The sequence below is a fragment of the Amycolatopsis sp. NPDC005961 genome (assembly GCF_040629235.1).
Taxonomy (GTDB): Bacteria; Actinomycetota; Actinomycetes; order Mycobacteriales; family Pseudonocardiaceae; genus Amycolatopsis; species Amycolatopsis camponoti.
The window spans coordinates 1-26449 of the sequence record NZ_JBEXVF010000001.1 but is presented as its reverse complement, the minus strand read 5'-3'; the positions used below and the strand labels follow the sequence as shown (position 1 = coordinate 26449).

The 26449-nt window shown below is 71.6% G+C and carries 21 protein-coding genes; 8 read left to right on the top strand and 13 right to left on the bottom strand.

What is annotated here, in order from left to right:
• The first annotated feature begins 42 nt into the window (after positions 1-42).
• Positions 43-2199 carry an excinuclease ABC subunit UvrB gene (uvrB, locus tag ABZ342_RS00105; RefSeq protein ID WP_277875426.1) on the top strand — a complete coding sequence of 719 codons (2157 nt, stop codon included), beginning with the start codon at positions 43-45 and terminating at the stop codon, positions 2197-2199.
• 518 nt (positions 2200-2717) lie between these two features.
• Positions 2718-3065 carry an MmcQ/YjbR family DNA-binding protein gene (locus ABZ342_RS00100; protein ID WP_360467918.1) on the top strand — a complete coding sequence of 116 codons (348 nt, stop codon included), beginning with the start codon at positions 2718-2720 and terminating at the stop codon, positions 3063-3065.
• Here ABZ342_RS00100 and ABZ342_RS00095 read toward each other — a convergent pair.
• Together ABZ342_RS00095 and ABZ342_RS00090 are read right to left on the bottom strand one after the other, a co-directional pair.
• A complete protein-coding gene (locus ABZ342_RS00095; RefSeq protein WP_155546153.1) occupies positions 3062-3451 on the bottom strand; it encodes a VOC family protein in 390 nt (129 codons plus the stop codon). The two genes, ABZ342_RS00100 and ABZ342_RS00095, sit on opposite strands and share 4 nt — an antisense overlap.
• 66 nt (positions 3452-3517) lie before the next feature.
• Positions 3518-4909, bottom strand: coding sequence for a S28 family serine protease (locus ABZ342_RS00090; protein WP_360467917.1), 1392 nt, complete (start codon positions 4907-4909; stop codon positions 3518-3520).
• A gap of 226 nt (positions 4910-5135) precedes the next feature.
• On the opposite strand from ABZ342_RS00090, the gene ABZ342_RS00085 reads away from it, so the two are divergent.
• Positions 5136-5639: an SRPBCC family protein gene (locus ABZ342_RS00085; RefSeq protein WP_360467916.1), complete on the top strand. Its 504-nt coding sequence runs from the start codon at positions 5136-5138 to the stop codon at positions 5637-5639.
• Here the strand turns inward: ABZ342_RS00085 and ABZ342_RS00080 are convergent.
• Genes ABZ342_RS00080 through ABZ342_RS00070 form a run of 3 tightly spaced genes read right to left on the bottom strand, consistent with a single transcriptional unit; the run spans position 5636 to position 10179 of the window.
• Positions 5636-6376 (bottom strand): enoyl-CoA hydratase/isomerase family protein, encoded by a 741-nt coding sequence (locus ABZ342_RS00080; protein ID WP_360467915.1) that lies wholly within the window; start codon positions 6374-6376, stop codon positions 5636-5638. The two genes, ABZ342_RS00085 and ABZ342_RS00080, sit on opposite strands and share 4 nt — an antisense overlap.
• 18 nt (positions 6377-6394) lie before the next feature.
• The gene (locus ABZ342_RS00075; RefSeq protein ID WP_360467914.1) at positions 6395-7318 is read right to left on the bottom strand and encodes an ABC transporter permease subunit; all 924 of its coding nucleotides are present in this window, start codon (positions 7316-7318) and stop codon (positions 6395-6397) included.
• Complete coding sequence (locus ABZ342_RS00070; protein WP_360467913.1) at positions 7315-10179, bottom strand: alpha/beta fold hydrolase; 2865 nt, start codon at positions 10177-10179, stop codon at positions 7315-7317. The genes ABZ342_RS00075 and ABZ342_RS00070 overlap by 4 nt, the downstream gene beginning before the upstream one ends.
• A 304-nt stretch (positions 10180-10483) precedes the next feature.
• Here ABZ342_RS00070 and ABZ342_RS00065 point away from each other — a divergent pair, with 304 nt between their 5' ends.
• Together ABZ342_RS00065 and ABZ342_RS00060 are read left to right on the top strand one after the other, a co-directional pair.
• Positions 10484-11446, top strand: a complete 963-nt coding sequence (locus ABZ342_RS00065; RefSeq protein WP_155546160.1) for a TerC family protein — start codon at positions 10484-10486, stop codon at positions 11444-11446.
• A 52-nt stretch (positions 11447-11498) separates the two neighbouring features.
• Complete coding sequence (locus ABZ342_RS00060; RefSeq protein WP_360467912.1) at positions 11499-13442, top strand: S9 family peptidase; 1944 nt, start codon at positions 11499-11501, stop codon at positions 13440-13442.
• A 313-nt stretch (positions 13443-13755) separates the two neighbouring features.
• Here the strand turns inward: ABZ342_RS00060 and ABZ342_RS00055 are convergent, their stop codons facing one another.
• The 4 genes from ABZ342_RS00055 to ABZ342_RS00040 all read right to left on the bottom strand — a co-directional run bounded on the left by ABZ342_RS00055 (position 13756) and on the right by ABZ342_RS00040 (position 17629).
• Positions 13756-14412, bottom strand: coding sequence for an RES family NAD+ phosphorylase (locus tag ABZ342_RS00055; protein WP_155546163.1), 657 nt, complete (start codon positions 14410-14412; stop codon positions 13756-13758).
• 51 nt (positions 14413-14463) lie between these two features.
• Positions 14464-15045, bottom strand: coding sequence for a DNA-binding protein (locus ABZ342_RS00050; RefSeq protein WP_155546164.1), 582 nt, complete (start codon positions 15043-15045; stop codon positions 14464-14466).
• A gap of 583 nt (positions 15046-15628) precedes the next feature.
• Positions 15629-16606: a LacI family DNA-binding transcriptional regulator gene (locus tag ABZ342_RS00045; protein WP_360467911.1), complete on the bottom strand. Its 978-nt coding sequence runs from the start codon at positions 16604-16606 to the stop codon at positions 15629-15631.
• Positions 16607-16711: 105 nt separating this feature from the next.
• Positions 16712-17629 (bottom strand): helix-turn-helix domain-containing protein, encoded by a 918-nt coding sequence (locus tag ABZ342_RS00040; RefSeq protein WP_360467910.1) that lies wholly within the window; start codon positions 17627-17629, stop codon positions 16712-16714.
• Between the two features lie 156 nt (positions 17630-17785).
• Between ABZ342_RS00040 and ABZ342_RS00035 the strand changes: the two genes are divergently transcribed.
• Together ABZ342_RS00035 and ABZ342_RS00030 are read left to right on the top strand one after the other, a co-directional pair.
• A complete protein-coding gene (locus ABZ342_RS00035) occupies positions 17786-18259 on the top strand; it encodes an MmpS family transport accessory protein (RefSeq protein WP_360467909.1) in 474 nt (157 codons plus the stop codon).
• 16 nt (positions 18260-18275) lie between these two features.
• Positions 18276-19022, top strand: coding sequence for an ABC transporter permease (locus ABZ342_RS00030; protein ID WP_360467908.1), 747 nt, complete (start codon positions 18276-18278; stop codon positions 19020-19022).
• On the opposite strand, the gene ABZ342_RS00025 is transcribed toward ABZ342_RS00030, so the two are convergent.
• The 3 genes from ABZ342_RS00025 to ABZ342_RS00015 are packed head-to-tail and all read right to left on the bottom strand — an operon-like array spanning position 19006 to position 22027.
• Positions 19006-19692: a histidine phosphatase family protein gene (locus tag ABZ342_RS00025; protein ID WP_360467907.1), complete on the bottom strand. Its 687-nt coding sequence runs from the start codon at positions 19690-19692 to the stop codon at positions 19006-19008. The genes ABZ342_RS00030 and ABZ342_RS00025 overlap by 17 nt on opposite strands.
• 10 nt (positions 19693-19702) lie before the next feature.
• A complete protein-coding gene (locus tag ABZ342_RS00020) occupies positions 19703-21586 on the bottom strand; it encodes a Na+/H+ antiporter (protein WP_360467906.1) in 1884 nt (627 codons plus the stop codon).
• A gap of 33 nt (positions 21587-21619) precedes the next feature.
• On the bottom strand, positions 21620-22027 hold the full coding sequence (locus tag ABZ342_RS00015) for a nuclear transport factor 2 family protein (RefSeq protein WP_360467905.1): 408 nt from the start codon (positions 22025-22027) through the stop codon (positions 21620-21622).
• A gap of 73 nt (positions 22028-22100) precedes the next feature.
• Between ABZ342_RS00015 and ABZ342_RS00010 the strand changes: the two genes are divergently transcribed.
• Positions 22101-23489 (top strand): carboxylesterase family protein, encoded by a 1389-nt coding sequence (locus ABZ342_RS00010; RefSeq protein ID WP_360467904.1) that lies wholly within the window; start codon positions 22101-22103, stop codon positions 23487-23489.
• Positions 23490-23532: 43 nt separating this feature from the next.
• Here the strand turns inward: ABZ342_RS00010 and ABZ342_RS00005 are convergent, their stop codons facing one another.
• Positions 23533-26304 (bottom strand): CBM35 domain-containing protein, encoded by a 2772-nt coding sequence (locus tag ABZ342_RS00005; protein WP_360467903.1) that lies wholly within the window; start codon positions 26302-26304, stop codon positions 23533-23535.
• Between the last annotated feature and the right edge of the window lie 145 nt (positions 26305-26449).

Here is a 26449-nt window from a genome sequence, read left to right as displayed (position 1 = left end):
GGCCGACGGAAATTGTCGGTGGTGAGTCGTACTCTGGTCGACGTGGCTTTCGCAACCGAACACCCCGTGCTCGCCCAGTCCGACTTCCGGCCCGTCTCGGAGATCCCCCGGACCGGCGGCCGCTTCGAGGTGGTCAGTGACTACCAGCCCGCCGGTGACCAGCCGGCGGCCATCGACGAGCTCGAACGCCGCGTCCGCGCGGGCGAGAAGGACATCGTGCTGCTGGGCGCCACCGGCACCGGCAAGTCGGCGACCACGGCCTGGCTGATCGAGCGCGTCCAGCGCCCGACGCTGGTGATGGCGCCGAACAAGACCCTGGCCGCGCAGCTGGCCAACGAGCTGCGCGAGCTGTTCCCGCACAACGCGGTCGAATACTTCGTCAGCTACTACGACTACTACCAGCCCGAGGCGTACATCGCGCAGACGGACACCTACATCGAGAAGGACTCGTCGATCAACGACGACGTCGAGCGGCTGCGGCACTCGGCGACGATGAACCTGCTCTCGCGGCGGGACGTCATCGTGGTCGCCAGCGTCTCGTGCATCTACGGCCTGGGCACCCCGCAGTCCTACCTCGACCGGTCGTCCATGCTGAAGGTCGGCATGCAGCTCGACCGGGACGTGTTCCTGCGGGCGCTGGTGGACGTGCAGTACACGCGCAACGACATCGCGTTCGCGCGCGGCACGTTCCGGGCGCGCGGGGACACGGTCGAGATCATCCCGGCGTACGAGGAGCTGGCGATCCGCGTCGAGTTCTTCGGCGACGAGGTCGAGAAGCTGTACTACCTGCACCCGCTGACCGGGGACATCGTCAAGGAGGTCGACGAGGTCCGGATCTTCCCGGCGACGCACTACGTCGCGGGCCCGGAGCGGATGGAAAAGGCGATCCAGGGCATCGAGAAGGAGCTCGAGGATCGCCTGGCGGAGCTGGAGAAGTCCGGCAAGCTGCTGGAGGCGCAGCGGCTGCGGATGCGCACGGCCTACGACATCGAGATGATGCGGCAGGTCGGGTTCTGCTCCGGCATCGAGAACTACTCGCGCCACATCGACGGCCGCGGGGCGGGCACGGCGCCGGCGACGCTGATCGACTACTTCCCTGACGACTTCCTGCTGGTCATCGACGAGTCGCACCAGACGGTCCCGCAGATCGGCGGCATGTACGAGGGTGACATGTCCCGGAAGCGGAACCTGGTGGAGTACGGCTTCCGGCTGCCGAGCGCGGTCGACAACCGGCCGCTGACCTGGGAGGAGTTCTCCGACCGGATCGGGCAGACGGTGTACCTCTCGGCGACGCCGGGGCCGTACGAGATGGGCCAGGCGGGCGGCGAGTTCGTCGAGCAGGTCATCCGGCCGACCGGCCTGGTCGACCCGAAGGTGGTCGTGAAGCCGACCGAGGGCCAGATCGACGACCTGGTGCACGAGATCCGCGAGCGCGCGGAAAAGGACGAGCGCGTCCTGGTCACCACGCTGACCAAGAAGATGTCCGAGGACCTCACGGACTACCTGCTGGAGCTGGGCATCCGGGTGCGCTACCTGCACTCGGAGGTCGACACGCTGCGCCGGGTGGAGCTGCTGCGGCAGCTGCGGGCGGGCGACTTCGACGTGCTGGTCGGCATCAACCTGCTGCGCGAGGGTCTCGACCTGCCGGAGGTGTCGCTGGTGGCGATCCTCGACGCGGACAAGGAAGGCTTCCTCCGGAGCGGGACGTCCCTGATCCAGACGATCGGCCGCGCGGCGCGAAACGTCTCGGGCGAGGTCCACATGTACGCGGACAAGATCACCGACTCCATGCGGCACGCGATCGAGGAGACCGACCGCCGCCGGGAGAAGCAGGTCGCTTACAACGTGGAGCGCGGGGTCGACCCGCAGCCGCTGCGGAAGAAGATCGCGGACATCCTCGACCGGGTGTACAGCGAGGCGGAGGACACCGAGCAGGTCTCGGTGGGCGGCTCGGGCCGCAACTCGTCGCGCGGCAAGAAGCCGGAGCAGGGCGACCGGGTGCGCAGCTCGGGGATGCTGGTGGACAAGGACGTGTCGGCCATGCCGCGCGCCCAGCTGGCGGACCTGATCCAGCAGATGACGGACCAGATGATGCAGGCGGCCCGCGATCTGCAGTTCGAGCTGGCCGCTCGGCTTCGCGACGAGATCCAGGATTTGAAGAAGGAGCTGAGGGGCATGGACGCGGCCGGCATCAAGTAGGCGACGCTCGGGGCCGGGGCCGGGGCCGGGGCCGGGGCCGGGGCAGGGGCAGGGGCAGGGGCAGGGGCAGGGGCAGGTGGGGCGCGGGCCGGGCCGGTTGGGCCGGGGGAGGTTGGCGGGCCGGTGGGGCTGTGGGCCGAGCGGGGCAGTGGTCTGCTGGCGAGGTGGTGCGGCGCCGACCCGGTGGCCTTGTTCCGAGGCTGGCTACCCGCCGTCGGATGGCGTCGCTGGGGCAGCCGCGACGATGTCGTCGCCGGGCGGCGGCGCTGACCGGTGGCCTTGTCCCGAGGTCGGCTACCCGCCGTCGGATGGCGTCGCTGGGGCAGCCGCGATGGTGCCGCCGCGACGATGCCGCCGCCGAGCGGCGGCGTTGACCGGTGGCCTTGCCCGGAGGTCGGCTACCCGCCGCTGGGTCAGCCGCACCGACGAGCGCTGCCGCCCAGCGGCGCGAGTGTTCCTCCGCCGGCCGTCGTCGGCGGCTCGTGCTTGGTCCGTTGTGCACTGAGGAGGCCTCAACCGTGAACATCGAAGCCGTCGTCGCCTACTGCCTTGGCAAACCCGGGGCCGAGGAGACCTACCCCTTCGGTGACCACGTGCTCGTCGCCAAGGTCGGGGGCAAGGGCTTCGCCTTCATCGGGCAGGACGAGCCCGGCAGTGTCGCCCTCAAATGCGGTGCCACCCGGGACGAAGCCGCCGAGGTCCGGGAACGGTACCCCGACTCCGTCACCGTCATGGACTACCTCGGCCGCTACGGCTGGAACCGCGTCGCGCTCGGCGCCGCTGTTCCCGGTGCCGAACTCGAAGAGCTCATCGACGCCTCCTACGACGACGTCGTCCGGCGGCTGCCGAAGGCGAAACGTCCTTAAGACGGCGCCGGCGCTTCGGAGTCCGGCTGCAGCATGCCGAAGATGTTGCCTTCGGTGTCCTTGACGTACGCCAGCCACCCGACGCCCGGCACCGGGTTCTTCGGCAGCGCCAGCGATCCGCCCGCGTCGCTCACCGCGGCGAGGGACGCGTCGAGGTCGGCGACGTCGATCGTGTTCACGAAACCGTGCACCGGCGCTGATTCCGCGGGCGCCGGGCCGACCCGTGGCACGAGCCCGCCGTCGATGCCGTCACCCTCGCCGGTCGTGATCACCCAGTACGGGACGTCGCCCCAGCGCTCGAACTTCCAGCCGAACACCGCCGTGTAGAAGGCGACCGCGCGTTCGGGGTCGCCCGCGTGGATCTCGAAGTGGACGGGACGAGGCATGGGCGTCTCCTCGGGCCGGGGCCGTCAAGTCGACGTGAGACTACGCCCGGCCCGGGGAAACACAAGTCACAGCGGCGGCCGCGCCGAAAGGGTGACGTCGGTGTCGAAGTCCGGGAACCCGGCCGGGGCGCTCCTCGCCGTCAACGCAGCCGAGGCGGGCAAGCCGGCCCAGCGGCGGACCGTCGCCGTCGCCGCGGCGGCGTCGGCCGCGGGCAGCTGCGCGATCTTCGAGCCGTGGTTGCCGCCCGGGACGTAGTAGCGGTACGAGTCGCGGCTGCCGAAGCCCAGCTCGAACGGCTCGGCGCCCCACGGGTCGTTCGAGCCGTACACGAACAGCAGCCGGGTGCCACGGGACTTCACCCAGAAGTCGACGTCCGGCATCGCCAGGTAGTCGAACCGCGGGAGCTTGATCGACGACGGCACGAACGTCTTCGGCTGGTCGGCGCCGGGGTAGCGGAGCAGGTCGCGCAGGTAGCCGTCGTACGCCTCGGGGGAGCCCAGCTGGACCGCCGCCTGGTAGTAGTACGGGATGTAGGGCGCCAGGTCCTGGTCGGAGTAGGTGTTGAGGCTCTCCACCTTTTCGTACCAGGCGTAGACGTCGGCCGCGGGCGCGCCGGCCTTCGGGACCGTCGCGCAGTCCGCCTGCTTCTGGTACTGCCAGAACGCGAAGTACGAGTCGATCACCGAGATCTCGAGGGACTTGTCGGCCGAGCCGACGATCGAGAACGTCAACCCGCGGCGAGCCGCGTCGGCCGCGGCGATCACGCCCAATTCGGCACGCCGCTTCAGCGCGTCGCGCTGGATCGCCTTCAACGCGTCCCGGCAGCCCGGGTCGTTGCCGACGCGGGAGAGGAACCGGTTGTAGACGTCGAGCGGGTCGATGACGTCGTTGGGCGCGACGTACGGGATCGTCGCGTCGACGTCGTCGGGGAAGAAACGCCGGAAGTACGTCGCGGTCATGCCGCCCTTGCTGCCGCCGGTGGCCAGCCACTTGCCCGGGTAGATCGCCTTGAACGCCTGCACCGCGCGGTGCTCGTCCGCCGCGGCCTGCCAGATCGTCAGCTGCTGAGCCCAGTTCTCCGGCTGCGGCCGCGACGGCGTGAAGTACCGGTACTCCATCGAAAGCTGGTTGCCGTCGACGATCTGCGTCGGCTCCGAGCGGTTCGGGGCGGTGCTGACGTTGTAGCCGCTGGTGAAGGCGACGGTCGGCGCCGCGAAGTCGCGGTGCAGCAGGGTGAACCGCTGCTGGAACGCGCCCGCGCCGGGGTGGCGGTGGTCGGCGGGCTGGGTGAAGGTCAGCTCGAAGAACCGGTACCCGGCCGGCGCCGGGTCCTCCTTGACGACCGTCAGGCCGGGGATCCGGGCCAACGCGGTTTCGATGCCGGTGTCCGCACTCGCGGCGGGCGCCAGGCCCACCGCCATCACCACGGCCGCCACAGCGGTGAACAGTCTGCGCATGGACGCACCCTCCCCGGCTTCGGATCCCACCGTGGGACCCTCACAGAACCGGCCGCGGTCGGCAATCGGCTGTCCGGGCGCAGAATCGGTCAGGTTCCGACTTTCGTCGGGTGGCGCGCGCGTCCTCAACCGTGCGCAACCGCGGGCACCGTGCGAGTTGTCCGGGTGATCAGCGCCACGTTACGGTCCGAAACCGTAGGCACCGGCATCGAGCGAGGGGTCCGCCATGAAGGTTTCCGACTGCCCTACGACGCAGGTCGAAGTCCGCATCGCCGCGCGACCGGCCGAGGTCTGGTACTGGCTGCTCGACATCGACCTGCCGGCCCGGTTCTCCACCGAGTTCCAGGGAGGCGGCTGGGTCGAGGGCACCGAGCCCGGCCTGGGCGCTCGGTTCCGCGGCCGCAACTCCCACCCGGTCGCCGGGGAGTGGGAGACGGTCTCGACGGTGACCGGCTACGAGCCCGAGCGGCTCTTCGCGTGGGCCGTGATGGACGTGGCGAACCCGGCCGCGTCGTGGCGCTTCGAGCTCGTCCCCGACGGCGACGGCACGATCCTGCGCCAGTGGGCCCAGATCGGCCCCGGCCCGTCCAACCTGACGACGATCATCGGCTCGATGCCCGAGCACGAGGAAGAAATCGTCGCGATGCGGCTGGGCGAGCTGCAGGGCAACATGCAGCGGACGGTCGAAGGCATCAAGGCCCTCGCCGAAACCGGCGTCCGCGCCGCCTAGCGCAGCACCTTGTCCACATAGGACTTCACGGCGGCGAGCGCCGCGGGCGAGCGCCACAGCCGCTCCACCTCGGGGTCGTCGGTGTGGCGGTGCTCGGCGATCCGCTCGTGGAAGGGCTGGCGGATCTGGGCCTTCGTGTGCGCGAACGCCTCGGCGGGCAGCTCGCCGAGGCGGGCCGCGACGGCGAGCGCCCGGTCGAGCACCTCGGCTGCGGGCGCCAGCTCGTCGACCAGCCCGCGGGCGAGGGCGTCCTCTCCGCCGTACGTCGAACCCGAGTAGGTGAGGGCGGGCAGCGGTGCCGTGCCGTAGGCGCACCGCAGGATCTCCAGCGCGGCCAGCGGGAACGGCACCCCGACCAGCAGCTCGGTCACGCCGACGGTGCCGCTCCCGAGCACGCGGTGGTCGCAGGCCGCGGCGAGCACGGCACCGCCGGCGATGGCGGGCCCGTTCAGCGCGGCGACCACCGGACGCGGGCAGCCGAACACGGCCAGCAGCGCGTCCGACAGCAGCGGCAGGAACTCCGACACGTACGCCGCGCCGCCGTCGTGGATCCGCTTGAGGTCCACGCCCGCGGAGAAGATGCGGCCGGTCCCGGTGAGCACCACGGCGCGGGCTTGCGAGGCCTCCTCCAGCCGGAGCACGAGCTCGCGGCACGACGAGGTGTCGAGCGTGTTCCCGCCGCCGTGGTCGATCCGCAGCACGGCGAGGTCGTGGTGGCTCTCCAGGGTGATCGGCACGGTCAGACCGTACCGGCTTCAGCTCGTGATGTCCTTGCGTGCGAACCTGCGCCCGGCGTATAGGAAGAACACCGTCCCGTAGATGACCGCCGACAGCATGCCGCTCGCCAGGTTCGTCCAGTCGACGTCGGTCGAGATCAGGTCCATCCAGGAGAACGCGTAGTGGGTCGGCAGGTAGTTGCGCAGGCCCTCCAGCGCCGTGATCTGGTCCAGGATCTGCGACAGGATCGCCACCAGCACCGCGCCGCCGACCGCGCCGAGCGGGGCGTCGGTCGACACGCTCAGCGCGAGCGCCAGCCCGGCCACCCAGGCCAGCTGCAGGATGATGTACACAGTGGACAGTGCGATCGCCAGGAGGCTGTCGCCGAACGAAACCGCGTCGCCGGTCGGGCTGATCGCGTCGCCCGCGCCGTACCAGAGCACCCCGACGCCGAGCGACACCAGGGGCAGCAGGATCAGCGCCGCCGCCGACAGCAGCCCGGACACGATCGCCTTCTGCCGCAGCACCCGCTGCCGCGGCACCGGGATCGCCAGCAGGTACTTCAGGCTCGACCACGACGCCTCGCTCGCGATCGTGTCGCCGAAGAACAGCGCGACGATCATCGGAAGCAGGAACGTCCCCGACACGAACAGCGCCAGCACGACGAAGTTCGGCGCGGACGCTGTGGCCAGGTCGACGAACCCGCCGCTGCGGCGGTTCGGGTTCGACTGCCCGGCCTCGAACGCGAGCACCAGGATGAACGGCAGGATCGCGACGAACCCGAGCAGGAACTGCGTGCGCCGCCGCTTGAGCTGGCGCCGCAGCTCGACGCCGAGCCCCAGCGTCCGCCGGGCGGAGTAGCCCTCGACGGCACCGTCCGGCCCGAACCCGGCGTGCTCGTGCGACGCGACGTCGCTCAGCTCGTCCAGCGCGTGCGGGTCGGTGTGCACACCCTCGCTCATGATTCCTCTCCGACCAGTTGCAGGAACGCGTCTTCCAGCCGGCGCCTCGGCCCGGCCTGCTCCACGGCGACGCCGGCGCGGACCAGTGCCGCGACCGCCTCGGCGCGCGGCAGCCCGTCGAGGTCGGCGTGCACGAGGTCGCCGTCGACGTCGACCGAGGTGACCCCGCCGGCCGCCTTCAGCGCGGCGGCCGCCGCCTCCGGGTCGTCGACCCGGAACGTCGCCTCGCCGCCGGCCGCGGCCAGCTCGCCGACCTCGCCCGAGGCGACCAGCGCGCCGCGGTGCATGACCACGACGTGCGTGCAGGTCTGCTCGACCTCGGCCAGCAGGTGGCTGGAGACCACCACGGTGCGGCCGGTCGCGGCGTAGCGCTGCAGCACCTCGCGCATCTGGTGGATCTGGGGCGGGTCGAGCCCGTTGGTCGGCTCGTCGAGCACCATGAGCTCCGGCAGGCCGAGCATCGCCTGCGCGATCGCCAGCCGCTGCCGCATGCCCTGGCTGTAGGTGCGGACCCGGCGGTCCACCGCGGCGCCGAGCCCGGCGATCTCCAGCGCCTCGCCGAAGTGCGCCTTCTCCGCCGGTCGCCCGGTGGCCGCCCAGTACAGCTCGAGGTTCGCCCGGCCGGACAGGTGCGGCAGGAAGCCGGACCCCTCCACGAACGATCCGATGCGCGAGAGCACCGGAGCGCCGCCGGTGATCTTGTGCCCGAAGACCCGGATCTGGCCCTTCGTCGGCGTGATCAGGCCCATCAGCATACGCAGCGTGGTCGTCTTGCCCGCGCCGTTCGGCCCGAGCAGGCCGAGCACCTGGCCCGGCTCGACGCGGAAGGACAGGTCGTTCACCGCGACGAACCCGCCCGGGTACTCCTTGCGCAGCCCCTCGATGACCAGCGGGGTGGTGGCGAGCTCGGGGTCGATGTCGGTGGCCCGGCGGCGGCGCAGGGCCGCGAAGAGCACCGCGGCCCCGGCGATCGCCAGCGTCACGCCGATGCCCACGAGCTGCCCGACCGGAGCCGGCGAGCCGACGGACGTCCCGGGCACGACCGGCACGGCCAGCGCGGTGCCGCCGGCGAGCGCGACCCGGAACACCGCGGGCGCGGCCGGGGTCGCGAACGCCTGGTCGGTCGTGCCGACGACCAGGCGCAGCGAGTGCCCGCCCTCGATCGGCCGGACGATGCCGGGCAGCGTCACGGTGACGTCGACCGGCGTGCCGTCGGCCGGCAGCCCGCTCACCCGGAACGGGGCGATCGCGTTGGCCGGCAGTACCCGGGAGCCGTCCTGGCCGACGTCGTAGAGCTTCGCGAACAGCACCGCGTCCGGCTGCGGGTGCGCCGGGTCGGCGGCGACCTGCAGCCGCACGGTGGAGGAGCCGCTGACGACGATCTGCCCGTCGACCGGCGTGGTCGTGAACTGCGCCGCCTGGCCCGGCGGGTCGTTGCTGAACAGCGCGCCGAGGCGCGACGTGCTGCTCGCGACGCCGTTGAGGCCGGGGATCCCGCTCACCGCGGAGGGGTTCGCCCCGGCCGGGCGCACGATCGCCTGCGCGGGACCGGCCATCGCCAGCATCCGCCGCTCGGTGGCCGGGCCGGTCAGGCCGGGGTAGGTGTCGGCGTTGACGGTGCGGACCGAGGGCGTCCCGTTGGCGCGCAACGTGCCCTGGACGTCGTAGCTGAACCCGGTGCCCGGGTCGCCGCCGTTCACCGCGGTCCAGAGGAAGTCGCCGATCTTGCCGCGCAGCTGCGGTCCCGGCTTGCCGCCGTCGTGGCCGCCGGTGTACCAGATCGTCCGCACCTTGCCGCCCGCCGCGGTGATCTGCCGCGCGCTGGCGTCGGACTGGTCGAGGCCGAACAGGGTGTCGCTCTCGCCCTGGACCAGCAGGGTCGGGACGGTGATCTTGCCGGTCACCGACACGGGGGAGACGCGGCGCAGCAGGTCGACGCTCGCCTGGCTCGCCTGCCCGGTGGTGCCCAGCTCGGTGTAGGCGCGGCAGACGGCGGCGGTGAACCGGCCGCACGGGTCGGCGGGGCCGCTCTGCCGGCCGCCGCCCGCCCCTGGGGGCACGGCGGGGACGGCTGCCGCGGCACCCCCGGCCGCGCCGGTGGACCCGGCGTCCGTCGGCTGGCCGGCTTCCGGCGCTTCGGCCGACGGCGAGCCGCTGGAGGCGGCGCCGGAGCCGGCCGAGAAGAAGATCCCGGCCCAGCTCTTCTTGAACACGCCGTCCGTCGCGAAGGCGCCGGCGGCCGGGGTGCCCGAAGCCTGGAGGCCGGGCGTGGCCGCGTTCGGGACCAGGCCCTGCGCGAGGTCGTTGTAGGTGATCACCGGGGCGATCGCGTCGACGCGCTTGTCCGTGCCGGCCAGCAGCAGCGAGAGCGCACCGCCGTAGGAAGCGCCGGTGACGGCGACCTTCGGGTCACCCCCGGCGTCGGTGGTCACCTGGTGCTGCGCGACGAGCCGGTCGATCAGGCGGCTCGCGTCGGCGACCTCGCCGTCCGGGTCGTTGAGCCCGATCTTGCCGGTGCTCTTGCCGAACCCGCGCGCGGACCACGTCATGACGACGAAGCCCTTCCTGGCGAGTTCGCGCGCGTCGTCGGCGACGCTGTTCTTGTCCCCGCCGAACCCGTGCGCGAGCAGCACCGCGGGTGCGGGCACGGTGGCGGGCAGGTAGGTGGTCGTGTCGATCTTGACCTGCTCCGCCGAACCGGGGGCGGCGGGCATGTCGATCAGCGCGTCCTGGGTGGGCACCGGCGCGGGCGCCGCGGGGCGCGTGATCCAGAAGACCGCACCGGCGGCCAGGACCACGACGACGGCGGCGAGCGCGGTGAGGCGGGCTCCGCGGGTGCGCGGGAGCGGGAGTCGGGGCACGAGGTGACCGTATGTGAACTTTCCTGAGAGTGTCCTCACCGGCTCACTTCGATCACACGCGCGAGACCGCCTGGTGGACCGAGGTGACCGAAATTACAGGACCAACCTGGTGACGTGCGCGATTCCAACTGGCGCTGAGGACGGGAGAACCGGCAAACTGGACGCGCTGTGAGGGGAGTATTCCTTCGCGGCGGTGTCGTCAGCACGGTGGCCTTGCGCCCCCGGCACCGTCGGCCGGTGTTTTCACCGGCGGGAGAGACCTCCGGTTAGTTGCTCATGCGCACTATCCGGAGGTTTCGGTTTCATGACTGTCCCCCTGTGGCTGTGGATCGCCACGATCGGTGGCCTGCTCGCGCTCATCGCGCTGGACCTGGTCATCGTCGATCGCAAGCCGCACGAAGTCACCACGGGGGAAGCCGCTCGCTGGGTGATCTTCTACGTCTCCTGCGCGGTGCTCTTCGGTGCGGGTGTGTGGTTCTTCGCCGGGCACGACCCGGGCGTCGAGTTCTTCACCGGGTACATCACCGAGTACTCCCTGAGCGTCGACAACCTGTTCATCTTCATGATCATCATGGCGTCGTTCAAGGTGCCCGCCATCCACCAGCACCGCGTGCTGCTGGTCGGCATCCTGCTCGCGCTGGCCTTCCGCAGCGTCTTCATCGCCGTCGGCGCCGCGCTCATCGCGCAGTTCGTGTGGGTGTTCTTCCTCTTCGGCGCGATCCTGGTCTGGACCGCGGTCAGCATGCTGCGCGGCAAGGGAGAGGACGAGGAGTACCACGAGAACGCCGTCACCCGGCAGGTCCGCAAGTTCGCCCCGGTGACCGACGACTACCACGGCCACCACTACACGGTGAAGCTGAACGGCAAGCGGATGATCACGCCGATGCTGCTGGTCATCGTGGCCATCGGCTCGGCGGACCTGCTCTTCGCGGTCGACTCGATCCCGGCGATCTTCGGCATCACGCAGGAGGCGTTCCTCGTCTTCACCGCCAACGCGTTCGCGCTGATGGGCCTGCGGCAGCTGTACTTCCTGCTCGGCGGCCTGGTGACGAAGCTGGTCTACCTGACCTACGGCCTCGCGGTGATCCTCGCGTTCATCGGCGCGAAGCTGTTCCTGCACGCGCTGCACGAGTACCACGTCGTGCCGGACTGGCTGGACATCAACAACTGGATCTCCCTCGGCGTCATCATCGTCGTGCTCACCGTGACCACGGTGGCGAGCCTGGCGAAGGCCCGGCGCGACGAGCGCAAGCAGGTCGCCGCGTAAGACCCGACGAAGGTCGTTCGCAGCGCTAAGGATTTCCGGTACCGTCGGGGACGTGCGTCCTGCCGACATCGAAACCCTCGTCGTCCCCGGCCGTCCCGCGCTGCGCGGGAACCTGCTGCTCACCGCGCTGAAGAAGCCCGACCTCGAGACGAACGCCGCGCACAGCGCGCTGCGCCGCGTCTCGCTCGACGGCGGCGAGTCCGCGTGGACGCACGGTCCGCGCGACTCGGCGCCGTCGATCTCCCCGGACGGGCGCTGGGTGGCGTTCCTCCGCTCGGGAGAGGGCAAGGGCGCCGACGGCAGCCCGCAGCTGCACGTCATGCCGGCCGACGGGGGTGACGCGCGCCGGCTGACGTCGCTGCACCTCGGGGCAGGCGAACCCGTCTGGGCGCCGGACTCCCGGCGGATCGCCTTCACCGCGCGCGTGCCCGAAGTCGGCCGCTACGGGACGGCGGACGCCGACGGCGAAACCCCGGAACCGGCCGCCGAGGCCCCGCGCCGGATCACGCGCATGGACTACCGGATCGACGACCTCGGGTTCCTGCGCGACCGCGTGCAGCGGCTGTTCGTGGTCGACGCGCTGGCCGAGGACCTGGCGGAGCCCGAGCCGCTGACCGGCGACGGCTTCGACGTGACTTACCCGGCGTGGACGCCGGACGGCACCCGCGTCGTCTTCACCGCGCCGCCGGACTGGGGTGCGGCCGAGAGCGACTTCCGCGACGTCTGCGCGATCTCCGCCGACGGTGGGGAGCCTGAGGTTCTCGTGCGGGGCGAGGGGTACTCGGAGCGCCCGGTTTTCGGCGCCGATGGCACGCTGTTCTACTTCGGGCAGGACTTCGGCGAGCACCACGAAGCCGCGATGACCGGCCTGTACACGGCGGTACCCGAGTTCGGCGCCGGCCCGGTCAAGGCGCGTCGGCTCACCGACATCGAGACCGTCGACTGCGAGACCTCGGCGGGCCCGCCGGCGCCGCGCGAGGGCGACGTGCTCGTGGCCGTCCGCCACCGCGGCGCGGTGGAGCTGCGCGCGGTCGCCGTCGACGCCGCGGACGCCCCGCTGGCCGACCTGCCGGTGGTCTACGCGGACCGCACCGCGCTCCGGTCGTTCACCCTGGACGGCTCGGTGCTGGCGGCAGTGATCGCGACGCCGGACACCGCGGGCGAGGTCGTGCTGCTGCGGGACGGCACCCCGCAGGTGCTGACGGACTACGCGAAGCCGGTGCGCGACAAGGGCATCCGGCCGATGATCGAGCTGGAGACCACCGCGCCGGACGGCTACCCGGTGCACGGCTGGCTGGTGCTGCCCGAAGGCGACGGCCCGCACCCGGTCCTGCGCGTGGTGCACGGCGGCCCGTTCACCCAGCAGGACTGGGCGGTGTTCGACGAGGCCCAGGTGTACGCGGCCGCGGGGTACGCGGTGGTGCTCGGCAACCCGCGCGGGTCGGCGGGCTACGGGCAGACCCACGGCCACGCGATCACGCACGCCTTCGGCACGGTCGACGTCGACGACGTCCTGGCGCTGCTGGACAAGGCCCTCGAACGCCCGGAGCTGGACGCCTCCCGCGTCGGCATCATGGGCGGCTCGTACGGCGGGTTCATGACGAGCTGGCTGGCGGCCCACCACGGCGAGCGCTTCAAGGCGGCGTGGAGCGAGCGCGCGGTCAACGCGTGGGACTCGATGGTCGGCAGCTCCGACATCGGCTACACGTTCGTCGACGCGTACATCGGCGCCGATCCGGCGGAGCAGCGCGCCCGTTCGCCGCTGTCATACGCCGCGCAGATCAAGATCCCGTTCATGGTGGCGCATTCGGAGCAGGACTGGCGGTGCCCGCTGGAGCAGGGGCAGCGGATGTTCGTGGCGTTGCGCCGCGCGGGCGCGCCGGCGGAGTTCCTGCTGTTCCCCGGGGAAGGCCACGAACTGTCCCGGTCGGGGCGTCCGCGGCACCGCGTCCAGCGCTTCGAGGCGATCCTCGAGTGGTGGGGGCGGCACCTTTAGGCCTCTTGTACCGGTCGTCGGCGCCTGCGAACGTCCGTGGTGGGCGTTCTTCCGGACGGCGGAGGCGGAGACCCGCGTGATCCTGGACGCCGACCCGGCGGAGCAGACGGGGCTGATCGCGTCGGGACTTCGCGCTAACCCAGGGCATCGCGCCCGAGCGGTGCGTCGCCGTCGGGGACGGCCGGTCGGAGCTGCCGCTGTTCGCCGCCGTCGGGATGAGCATCGGCTTCAACGCCTCGCCGCCGGCCCGCGCCGTCGCGACCCACGTCGTCGACTCCGGTGACCTGACCGCGATCGTCCCGCTGCTCGAAGCTCAGTTCAGCAGCGTGTAGTTCAGCTCTTCGCAGACCCGGCCCAGCGGGACGTCCAGGCCCGGGTGGTCCAGTGGCAGCAGCACGTCCGGCGCGATCGGCAGCGCCGCGCCCGCCGGCGGGTCCCACAGGCAGATCGCCGGGTCGCCGGAGTCCATCGAGGAGCGGTACCAGAGGCCGTCCAGGTCGCTGAACGCGCCGCGGATCGCGCGGGCCCACGCCTGCGTCAGCTTCTTCGGGCCGCTGGAGATCTCCTGCGACGCGCCCACCCGCGTCGGCCACAGGCTGGTCAGGTCGAGCAGGCGCAGCGTGCGCGTCGGGCGGACGACGACGAGCCGGGGACCGCGCGTGCGGCGGTCGACCGCGGAGCTCGTCTGGAAGACCTCGGCGACCGAGGTGCGCACCGTGAGGCCGAAGTAGAGGACCCCGTTCGCGGGGTCGGTGACCGGGGCGCCGCCGCGCCCGGGCGACTGCTGGTCGAACCGGCCGTGCGGGAGCGGGCCGGTGTAGCGGAACGAGTTCCACTGCTGGGGGTGGTTGCCGTGCGCGGTGAAGATCCGGACGAGCCTGGTCGTGGGCTGGACCGTCACCACGTCATTGGCGCGATTCAGCTGCCGGACCAGGACGGATCGGGCGGGCGGCAGCGGGAGCCGGGCCATGGGTCGGGGGTGGTCCGTCCTTGTCGGTGATCTTGCTCGGGGTGCTCCAGCCTAGAACGGCGAGCCGAGCGTGGCGATGAGGCGGGCGACGTGGTCCGGGTCACCCCCGGAGAGGAGCCATTGGCGCGGGGTCGCGGGATGCTCGTTGATGACGAGGTCCGGCTGGGGGGTACTCATGAACGCGGCGACGACGAGCGCCGGCTGGTCTTCGGGGAGGGCCTTGAGCACGACTTCGAGGCCGGGCAGCACGCCCGAGCCGGCGAACTGCCACGCCGGCAGCCGCCACCCGCCGTCCTTCCAGCCGGTCAGCCTGCCTTCCTTGAGGCGGTGGCGGATCCGGCTGTCGTCGACGCCGAGGGCCCGCGCCGCCTCGTTGACGCTGAGCGCGCCCTCGGCGAGCACGGCGTGCGCGGCGACGGTTCGCGCCCGGAAGTCCGGCTCGCCTTCGCGGTGCGGCGACAGGTCGAGACCGACGTCGGTGAGCGCGGCGCGCTGATCGGCGGAGAAGTAGTGCGATGGATCGGGGTTCGGCGGGGACAGCCTGCGCGCCGCGTCTTCGACGAGCGTGAGGAACTCGTTCGCGTCGATTTTCAAGCCCGCCTTGGCGAGGATGTTCTCCAGCGCTACAGACATGAGACTGAGGTTAACCCGAAACAGCGCGCGTGTGCGGGTTCGTGCGGTTTCTTGCCCTGACTGTGGGTGAATTCACCAGAGATCGACACTTACCGCACATCAGTCAACACGTTGAGTAAACAACTTCCGGCCAGTTTGCCCGCATCGGAGGACGTTGTCCAGGCTTGACAGAGTGCTTCCCCGGACTTACGTTCCGGGTGAGTAAACGATTTCCGCTCCGTGCTCACAGGATCCGGCGGGTTGGCGCCGGCCATGGGGGACACAGGGGGTGGGGCGTGCCTGGGGGGCCCGGCACGAGCCGGCCCCCAGGCACGTCGCTCCCCCGGCACAGGCGAGTCGACCTCCCCATCACGCGAGTCGACCCTTCAATCACGCGAGTCGGCTCCCCAGTCACACGTGTCGTCCATCCAGGCACGCGAGTCGTCCGTCTGGGTACGCGAGTTGTCCATCCAGGTGCGCGAGTCGGCCTTCCAGGTACGCGTGTCGTCCGTCTGGGTACGCGAGTCGGCTGTCTGCGTACGTGAGTCGTCCATCCAGGTACGCGAGTCGGCCCTTGCCGCGTGCGAACCGGTGGTCACACGGGTCAGCGACGGGAGCTCTTCCGCTCGATCAGCCGGGCTTCGAGCGTCGTGGTCGTCGCTTCGCGGCTGCTGTCGGTGATCCGGGCCAGCAGGAGCTGCGCCGCCACGCGGCCGACCTCATACGCCGGCTGGGCGACCACCGTCAGTGGCGGGTCGATGAGCGTCGTCCACGGGGCGTCGTCGAACGAGACGATCCCGACGTCGCGGCCCGCACGCAGGCCGCGCGACGACAACGCCTCCAGCACGCCGATCGCCATCGTGCTGTTCGCGACCAGCAGCGCGTCCGGCGGAGACGGCTCGTCGAGCAGCTCCAGCGCCGCCAGCCGGGCGCCCTCGGCGCGGTATTCCGCCCGCCGGGACACGACGTTCGCCTCGCCGACGACGTCGGCATACCCGGCCAGGCGGTCGTCGGCGGTGCGGACACCGGCCGGCCCGGTCAGGCAGCCGACCCGGCGGTAGCCGCCCGCCAGCAGGTGCCGGGTGGCTTCGGCGGCCGCGTGGCGCGTGTCGACCAGGACCTGGTCGCCCGTGTCGGCGGGCAGCGGGCGGTCCACCGCCACCAGCGGCGTGCCCTGGCGTCGCAGGCCCTCGACGTTCGTGGACCGGCCGGTGGGGGACAGCACGACCCCGGCCACCCGTTCCTGCAGCGCGACCTCGATGTAGCGCCGCTCCTTGTCTTCGTTCTCGTCGGAGTTGCAGAGCACGACGGAGTAGCCCGACCGCTGCGCGAGGTCCTCGACGCCGCGCGCGATGGCCGTGAAGAACGGGTTTTCGACGTCGGAGATGATCAGCGCGAGCACGGCGGTCTCCTGGCGGCGGAGGTTCCGCGCCAGCCCGTTCGGGTGATAGCCGAGCTCGGCGGCGGCCTCCTGGACGCGCGCGGCGAGCATCGGGTCCACAGTGGACTTGCCGTTGAGCGCGCGCGACACGGTCGCCGTGGAGACGCCGGCCCTGGCCGCGACGTCGCTGATGGTGGCCACACGCCCTCCCTGATCACTGGTCGAACGGAGAATAGCGCTCTTGGTAGTCGTTTACCGTCCGCTTACCTTCTCGGGTGAGGCCCCACTTCCGGTTGCCCGCAGGGGTTACGCCGAACGGAGTCGATCACTGTGCGTCGAGTCCACAGTGGAGGCCGTGCCGAAGTAGCCGCGGGGAGTCAGGCCGGTCAGGGCCCGGCAGTCCCGGCTGAGGTGCGCCTGATCGGCGTACCCCGCTGCGACGGCCAGCGCGGCCAGCCCGGGGGCGCGCGAAGCGAGGGCGACGGCCCGCTGGAAGCGGGCGACGCGGAGGTAGGTGGCGGGCCCGTACCCGACGGCTTGGACGAAACGCCGCCGCAGCCGCCGTTCGCTCACCGCGACGGGCTCTTCGAGACGTGCGGCGGCGACTCGGGCTGGGTCGGTGCCTCGGGCGAGTAGGGCGGCGACTTGCTTCGGACTCAAGCCTCCGCGGGCGACCGCGGCGGCGATCCGGTCCGGATCGGCACCCCGGGCGAGCGTCGCGGCTTCGGGTGCTTCCGGCGCTGCGGGAGTCCCGGCAGCCCCCGTCATCATCGCCGCCGCCTCCGATACCCGCGCCGCTCCCGCGTCCAGCCTCGCGATCAACGCCGCCACCGCCTGATCCGCCGGTGGCACCTCCGCCAGCCTCGACGCAACCGCTTGCGCCGGCGTAACGTCGCCCGACAGCAGCCGCTCCGTCAGCAGCTCTCCGGCGTGCCCCCACAACTCGCCGAGTGGCACCCGGCGGTCGCGCAGCTCGTCGGCCGCCACGCCCAGGACCGCCGGGGCCCGGCCCGGCGTGAACCGGACTCCGCGCAGCTCAGCGCCCGGCCGGGTCACCGACGACCACGCCGCCGTGTCCGGGCCCGCGACGAACGCCTCGCCGTCGCCGACGACCAGGTCGAGGCAGCCGTCGGGGACGATCCGCTTCGGCGCCGCCGAAGCCAACCGCCACACGCAGCGGGCCACGCCCGCCAGCGGACCGGGTGGTGCCGTCTCCTCGTACACACCCCGATGATGCACCCCGGGTACGACAAAACCGCGGGCCCCCGATTGGGTGAAAGTTGGACATCTCGCGTATCAGGGGCTAACGCGCCGTGAGGTCACGGCGAGATATAGGCGACGCGCTCGACGGAAGCGCGCGCGACGAGAGAAGACCTCTTCATGGGTGTTCCCACCGCGATCCCGCCCCGCCGTGACTGCCCTGGCCGCGCCAGGTCGGCCGGCAGCGTCGTGGTCGTCCTGGGCGTGCTCGCCGCCGCCGTCGCGGTGACGGCGTTCGTCGTGCCCCGGTCCGCGCGCGGACCGGCCCAGCCCGCGCCGGTGGCCGCGCCGGTCGTGCCGGCCGCGGTCGCCACCGCGAGCCACTCCGTCGTCTACGAGCTGCTCGGCGCGCACGGCGCCCAGGACGTCACCTACGCCGCCGCGGGTGCCGCGCTGACCCAGCACGCCGAGGTGACGACGCCGTGGTCGGTGGAATTCACCCGAGTCGGTCCGGCCGGGCGCACCGAGTTCTACAGCATCGCCGCCCGCAACCCCGGGCCCGGTGAGCTGCGCTGCCGGATCGTCGTCGACGGGGTCGTCGTCGCCGAGAAGAGCGTCGCCGAGCCGGGCCGCCAGTTCAGCTGCGCCGTCTGAGAGCAGGATCGTCGGCGTGAACAACGCCGCGATCACCTTCGGGCCCGCCCTCGTGGCGGTGCTGGTCCTGCTCGCCGTCGCCGCCACCGCGGTCGTCCAGGCCGGTGGCCTCGGCCGCGGACGGGACGTGGTCATCGCGGCCGTCCGGGCGGTCGCGCAGCTGGCCCTCGTGTCGCTGGTGATCACCGCCGTCCTGCGGTCGGCCCCGCTCACCGGCCTGTTCGTCCTGCTGATGTTCGCCATCGCCGCGGTGACGTCGGCGCGCCGCGCCGGCACCTGGGCGAACCTCCCGTGGACGGCACTCGCGATCGCGGCCGGCGTCGTGCCGGTGCTCGCGCTGGTGCTGGGCGCCGGGGTCGTCCCGCTCGAACCGATCGCGGTCGTGCCGATCGCCGGCATCGTCATCGGCGGCGCGATGACCGCGACGTCCCAGGCCGCGCGCCGGGCGCTCGACGAGCTGAAGGCCCGTCACGGAGAGTACGAAGCCGCGCTCGCCCTGGGGTTCATGCCGCGCGCGGCCGCTCTCGAAATCTGCCGTCCGAGCGCCGGGCACGCGCTGATCCCGGCGCTGGACCAGACCCGCACGGTCGGCCTGGTGACGCTGCCGGGCGCCTACGTCGGCGTGCTGCTGGGCGGCGCCGGGCCGATCCAGGCGGGCCTGACGCAGGTGCTGGTGCTGATCGGGCTGCTCGCCGCGGAAGCCGTCTCGATCCTGGTGACCGTCCAGTTCGTCGCGACCGGGAAGCTCAGCCGAGCGGCGTAGCCAGGTGCGAAGTGTCGTTGAAGCGCCGGATGATCCAGTTGTCGCCGTGCAGCACCAGGTGCGAAACGGACCCGTTGTCGGCGCCGAGGAACGCGAACCGCTCGACCGACCGGCTGGCCTGCGCGAACACCTCGCCGATCACGCCGCCGTGGGTGAACACGGCGACGCGCTGGTCCGGGTGGGCGGCGGCGATCCTCGTCAGCGCGCCGCGCAGCCGGGCGCCGAACCGCTCGTCGGACTCCGCGCCTGGGATGACGTCCCAGCGCTGCTCGGTCCACAGCCGCTCGACGATCGGGTGGCCTTCGGCCGTGTACTTCCGGAAGAGGCCGTTCTCCCAGTCGCCCAGGTGGATCTCGCGCAGGTCCGGTTCGACGACCGGGGTCAGCCCGAGCTTCTCGGCCAGCGGCGCGGCGGTCTCCGCCGTGCGGCGCAACGTCGTCACGTAGATCGCGTCGATCCGCTCGCCGGCCAGCCGGTCGCCGACGCGCCGGGCGTGGTCGCGGCCGTCCGGCGCGAGCTCCGGGTCGGCCTGGCCTTCGACCAGCGTGAAGGGGTTGTCCCCGCGCGCCGGCGCGGACTCGCCGTGCCGGACCAGGAAGATCTCGGTCGCGCCCGGCGGTGGGCTGAAGCGGTGCTGGCGGTACTCGATCTCCTGCTCGGGCGTGCTCATGGCCCCGACATTATCCGAGTTGCTTGTCCACGAAGCACCATCGCCACGTCTCCCCGGGCTCGAAGCTGCGCATCACCGGATGGCGGCTTTCGTGGAAGTGCTGCGTGGCGTGCCGGCGCGGTGAAGAGTCGCAGCAGGCGACGTTGCCGCACTTGAGGCACATCCGCAGGTGCACCCACGTCGTGCCTTCGGCGATGCAGGCGGCGCACGCGTCCGGCGAGCTCGGCTCCTTTTCGACCCACTCGTGGGCCAGGTGCTTGCACGAACCGGCCGTCGCGGCCGGGGTGCGCAGCTCGCGGCCTTCGACCTCGGGCTCCTCTTCGTCCCGGTCCAGCATGGACTCTTCGATGTCGAGCCGCTCCAGGACCTTGCGCAGGACTTCGTCGTCGGCGCTGCCGCTGTCGCGGGCCTTCAGGAACTGGCGGCGCTCGACGTCGAGCAGGTCCAGCCGCAGGCGGCGGTAGGCGTCGCTCGGCGTCTCGGTCAGTGCGCTCTGCCGGCCGAGCTGTTCCCACGCCGAGTCGGTGCGGTGCTGGAGCCGGTCGCGCAGGCGCTGGATGATCTCCGGCGGGTCGTCGGGCTGCCGGATCTCCTCGAGCCGGGTCAGCGCCGCGCTGGTCATGTCGTGCAGGACGGCCGCCTCCTGCAGCGCGTCCTCCGCCGGGTCCGGCCGCGGCAGGCGCAGCTTCCGGATCAGCGGCGGCAGCGTCATGCCCTGCACGGCCAGGGTGCCGGCCACGACGACGAACGCCGCGAGCACCAGCACCGCCCGCTGCGGGGTGTCCGCGGGGAGCACGAACGCCGCGGCGAGCGTGACCACGCCGCGCATGCCCGCCCAGGCGATGACGGCCGAGTAGCGCCACGGCCAGATCTTCGCCCGCGGTTTCGCCGGCAGCAGGCGCCGCTCCAGCCGTTTCACGGTGCCGATCCCGGCCATCCACAGCACCCGGGTGACGATCGTCGCGCCCAGCACGGCGACGCAGATCCAGACGAGCATCGCCAGCGACAGCCCGCTTTCGCCGACCTCGGAGAGGATCCGGCGCAGCTGCAGGCCGATCAGCAGGAAGACCATGTTCTCCAGCAGGAACGCGATGGTCTGCCAGTTCAGCCGCGACGCCAGGCGCGTCGAGCCGGAGAGGATCTGCGGTGCCTTGTGCCCGAGGATGAGCCCGGCGATGACCACCGCGAGCACGCCGGAGCCGTGGATCGCCTCGGCCGGGATGTAGGCGATGAAGGGCACGGCGAACGACAGCGCGGTGTCGAGCACCGGCTCGTTCAGCCGGGCGCGGACGAACGCGGCCGCGAACCCGACGACGAGCCCTACGACCGCGCCGCCGATGGCCGCGCGGAAGAAGTCGGCGCCGACCTGCCACAGGCTGACCGACCCGGCCAGCGCCGCGATGGCCGTGCGGAGGGCGACCAGCGCGGCCGCGTCGTTGAACAGGCTCTCGCCCTCCAGCAGCCGGATCAGCTTGCGGGGCATGCCGACCCGGCGGGCGACGACGCTGGCCGCGACCGCGTCCGGCGGGGCCACGATCGCGCCGAGCGCGATGCCGCCGGCCAGCGGGAGCCCGGGGATCACCGCCCAGGCGACCAGCCCGACGCCGAAGGTGGTGAACACGACGAGCCCGACCGACATCAGCCCGATCGCCCCGCGGTTCTTCCGGAAGTCGACCAGCGACGTCTGGATGGCCGCCGAGTACAGCAGCGGCGGGAGCAGGCCGAGCAGCACGACCTCGGGGTCGAGGTGGTACTCGGGCACGCCGGGGACGTACGACGCCACGACGCCGACGGCGATCAGGCACAGCGGAGCGGACCAGTCCAGCCGCCGCGCCACCGCGCTGACGACGAGGACGGTCACGACCAGCGCCACTATCTCTGCCGCTATGTGCACGGGGTAATCATTACCCGTCGGCCGCCCCGGATGTCACCTGGCCAGGTCGGGGAGCACTTCGGCGACCAGCTGGGTGTCCAGGTACTCGGTGATCTCGCGGATCCGGCCGCCTTCGAGCCGGACGACGAAGCAGTACTGGTTGTCGTAACGCGCCCCGGCCTTCGTGGCGACGCTGCCCCGCGTCTCGACCACGACGACGTCGTCCTCCGCGACGAACCGGCTCGCGGTGCTGGTGTAGGTGCCGTCGAACTGCTCGCCGAGCTTCGCCAGCAGGTCGCGGCGGACGGAGTCCTTGCCGCGGAAGCTGCCGGACCAGCTGGTGTGGCCGCCGACCGTCCACGTGACGTCGTCGGCCATCGCGGCGATCAGCGGCCGGATGTCGCCGGTGCCCCAGGCGTCGAAGGCGGTTCTCAGCAGCTGCTTGTTTTCGGACGCGCTCATGGTTCCCTCCCAGTGTGTGTGGCCCAGTCAACACGCTGGAGCGCGCTCCAGCGCAAGCTCCTAGGCTGGGTTCGTGACGACGGTGGAGATCACGGCCGGCGCCCTGCGCGGGTCCGAAGGGGACGGGGTGCGGACGTTCCTCGGCGTGCCCTACGCCGAGCCGCCGGTGGGCGAGCTGCGGTTCCGCGCGCCCCGGCCGGTGCCGCCGTGGCCGGGGGTCCGGGACGCCACCGGGTGGGCGCCACGCGCGCCGCAGCCCGAGCTGACCGGGCGCGGCTTCACCGGGGACGAGGACTGCCTCTACCTGAACGTCTACGCGCCGGCGTCGCCCGGCTCGTACCCGGTGCTCGTCTGGATCCACGGCGGGGGCGGCGTGATGGGCGCGCCCCACCAGTTCGACGGGTCCGCGTACGCGCGGCGAGGCGTCGTCGTGGTGACCGTCGCCTACCGGCTCGGGGTGCTCGGGATGCTGCACCTGCCCGGCGTCGCCGACTCCAACCTGTCCCTGCGCGACCAGGTCGCGGCGCTGGAGTGGGTGCGGGACAACGTCGGCGCGTTCGGGGGCGATCCGGACCGCGTGACGCTCGCCGGGCAGTCCAACGGCGGCCGCACCGTCGGGACGCTGCTGGCCGTGCCCGCGACGCGCGGTCTGGTGCGGCAGGCGATCGTCCAGAGCGGGACCGGCGTCGGCTCGGTCGTGCACACCCCGGCCGAAGGCGAGGCGATCGCTTCGGCGGTTCTCGCCGAGCTGGCCGCCTCGCCGGAAGACCTCGCGACGCTGCCGGTGAAAGAGATTCTTCAGGCGCAGCAACGGGTTTCGGCGGTCTCCGGCACGAAGGTGACCTACCGCGTGGTCGTCGGGGACGAGCTGCTGCCGCAACGCCCGCTGGACGCCGTCCGCGAGGTCCCGCTGCTGATCGGGACGACGGCCGACGAAGAGGACCTGTTCAGCTGGCTGCAGTCGGGCGGCGCGAAGCTCCTGGGCGTCGGCTCGACGATGCTGGACGCCGCCGAGGTCGAGAAGGCCGTCGCGGCTTATGCCGAGCTGCTGGATTGGCCCGCGGACCAGATCCGCAACCGCGCGCTGACCGCGGGGGACTGGTGGATCCCGGCGATCCGCTTCGCCGAGAAGCAGCCGGACGCGTGGATGTACCGGCTGGACTGGCGGATCGCGCCGCGGGGGAAGGGGCTCGGCGCGCCGCACGGACTGGACCTGCCGCTGACGTTCGACGACATCCGCAACCGCAACTGGCGGTTCCTCTTCGCCGGCCGGACGTTCCCGGCCGAGCGCATGCAGGCGATGGCGAACGAGATGTTCGGCGCCTGGGTCCGCTTCATCGCGACCGGCGACCCGGGCTGGCCTCGCTACACGCGGGAAGACCGCGTCACGCGCCTCTTCGACGACGTCTCCGCGACGGTCTCGGACCCGGACCGCGAGCAGCGCCTGCTCTGGATGGCATGAGGGGCACCTTCACCGCCGTGAAGGTGCCCCTCAGGAAACCGCGCTAGACGGTGATCTTGTCGAGGTTCGGGCCGCCGTTGGCGGTCGTCGCGGTCGCCTTGATCTTGTTCGTCCCGGCGGTCAGCGTCACCGGGATCGTGACCGTCTGCCAGGTGTCCCAGTTGCCCGTGCCGCCGAACGCCACCGCGGACGCCACCTTGGTGCCGTTGACCGTGACGTCCATCGGCCGGTTCACCGTGGTGCCGTTGGCGAACCGCAGGACGACGTTCGCCGAGCCTGCGGCCGCCGCGTTGACCGAGAACTCCACCGCGCTGCCGGTCGCGTTGTCGTAGTTGACGAACCCGGTGCCGGTGAACCCGGCGTGGTTCGACTCCGCGACGCCGTTGGTGATCGTGGCGTTCTCCGCCTGGTAGTCCACCGGGTCACCCGGACCCGGGCCGGTGGTGCCGTCGGCCGGGATCGTCTTCGTCCCGGTGTTCCAGCCCGCGATCCGCACGGACGCCTTGGCGCCCTTGAGGTCCGCGGTCCGGTACGTCGCCGTCAGCGTCGTCGACTCGCCGGGCCAGAGGGTGACCTGGTTGTCGGTCCACCGCACCGGCAGCACCGGCGCGCCCGCCGCGCCGAGGACGTGCGCGTCGACGAAGAACGCCGGCACCTTGTTCGCCGACCCGTTCGTCAGCGTCACCTTGGTGGTCGTGGTGCCGTCGCCGTTGGTGGTCGACGTCGCGGTCGACCCCAGGCTGACCTGGGCCAGGCCGTTCAGCCCGGACAGGTCCGCGTAGGCGGACTGAGGCGTGTAGTACCAGTCGCTGGCGTCCCAGTTCAGCGTGTCGGCCTTGGTGGACAGCCAGTAGACGTTGCGGCTGACCTCCTTACCCGATCCGTCCGTCAGGACCAGCTTCGCCAGGTACGTCGTCGACAGCCCGCTCACCGAACCGATGGTCAGCGCGGTGGTCTTCGCACCGTCACCGCCCACGGACACGGCCTTCGACTGGTTGAACTTCTCCGTGCCGTCCAGGTTGTACAGCTTGACGGACGCGGTGAGGTTCGACGCCGCGTCGTGGTTGTGGTTCACCACCACGACGGACTTGGTGTCGTACGAGTACTGGATGTGCAGCGGCTCGTTCGCCTTCTTCGCCCCGAAGTACGAGCCGTTCTGGTCGAGGTAGGCGTCGAACAGCTGCCAGTGCAGCGACGTCCAGCCGCTGTTGAGCATCCAGTAGATGATCCCGGTGGCCGGGTTCGAGCTGTCGCTGAAGTTGCGCGAGTGCGACTCGAACTCGGCGCGCACGTTCTCGTACTGCGCCAGCTGCGCCTTCCGGACGAAGTCGTCGAGGCTCGCGGGCTTGCCGTAGCGGCCGGTCAGCGCGTCGCCGAAGAGCTTCAGGTTGGCGAACGTCGAGGACGACGACCGGTGGTACTGCGCGGTCGACGGGCTCTTCCACAGCGTGTCCAGCTCGCTCGAGGACATCATCCGCTTGAGCGTGTCCATCGTCGGGATGTCCGGCCCGGCGCTGGTCTCGGAGTTGAAGCTCCACGCGCCGCCGAGGTCGGTGTGCGCCTTGTCGTACCAGTAGTTCGGCGGGACGTAGTCGTACGGCCCGTTCATCTTCATGCCGGACGAGCCGAGCTGCGGCGACGACTTCGCCGACGCGGCCGGGACCACCGGGGTGGGCCAGTCCGCGGCCGTGAGCGCGTCGAGGTAGTTCTTCTCGATCGTCGCGTCGGGCGCGAAGTCGCTGCCGATCAGGAACGAGATGACGCTCGGGTGGTCGCGCAGGCGCTCGGCCTCCGCGGTCATCGACGCCTTCGCGACCGGGTAGTCCGCGGCCGTCCACGGGTCACCCTTCTCGTCGCCGTTGACCTGGCCCTCCCACTTGTCGCAGCACTCCCAGCCGGGCAGCGTGAGCACGCCCATCCGGTCGGCGAGGTCGAAGAACTCGTCCGGCTCGATGTGCCCCTCCAGGCGCACGGTGTTGAGTCCGAGGTCCTTGACGTAGGCCAGCTTGTCCGCCGCGTACTGCTCGTTCCAGCGCAGGAACAGGTCCGGCGAGTAGCCGCCGCCCTTGATCAGCAGCGGGCGCCCGTTGATCGTGTACGACCGGCCGCCGCTGGAGTTCTTGTTCGCCGTCACCTGGCGCACGCCGAAGCTCTCGTGTGCGGAGTCGGACGCCGTGCCGCCGGCGCTCGCGGTCAGGTCGAGGTCGTAGAGCGGCTGCCCGCCCATCCCGGCCGGCCACCAGACCTGCGGGTTGTCGATCCCGGTCACCGGGAACGTGACGGTCTTCTTCTCCTTGGCCGCCAGGCTCACCGTCTGGCTGATCGCCTTGCCGGCGACCGTGCCGGACACCGTCGTGCTCACCGCGCTCGCCGAGTCGTTGCGGACGTCGGCCTTGACCGTGAGGTCGGCGTGGCTGAGGCCGGTCAGCTTCGTGACGACGTGACCGCCGCGCAGCGCCACCGGGCCGCTGCGCCGCACGAGGACGTCGCGCACGATGCCCATGTTCTGGTCCGGCGGGGTCTGCGCCCAGTCGATCCAGCCCATCGACAGGTCCTTGTTCGGGTCGTTCGGGTAGACCTTGAACGCGATGCTGTTCGTCCCGGCCTTCACCTGCGCGGTGATGTCCAGGTCGTGGCGCGTGTAGGCGCCGGTGACCTGTGTCTTGTCCGCGATCCGCGTCCCGTTGACCCAGACGTCGGCCTTCGAGAGGACGCCGCTGAAGTCGAGGTAGGTGCGCTGGGTGGTGTCGGTGACGGTGAGGTCGGTGCGGTACCACCACGGGACCTTGAAGTCCGCGGTCGGCACGTTCTTCATGTTCGTCGAGTAGAACGGGTCGGCGTACTTGCCGTTGGCCAGCAGGCCGGCGTAGACGGTCGACCGGGGGCCGACGGGGTACCAGCCGGCGGTGTTTGACGATCAGGCTGTTCGTCGCCTTGCCGGCGATCGCGCCGCCGATCCG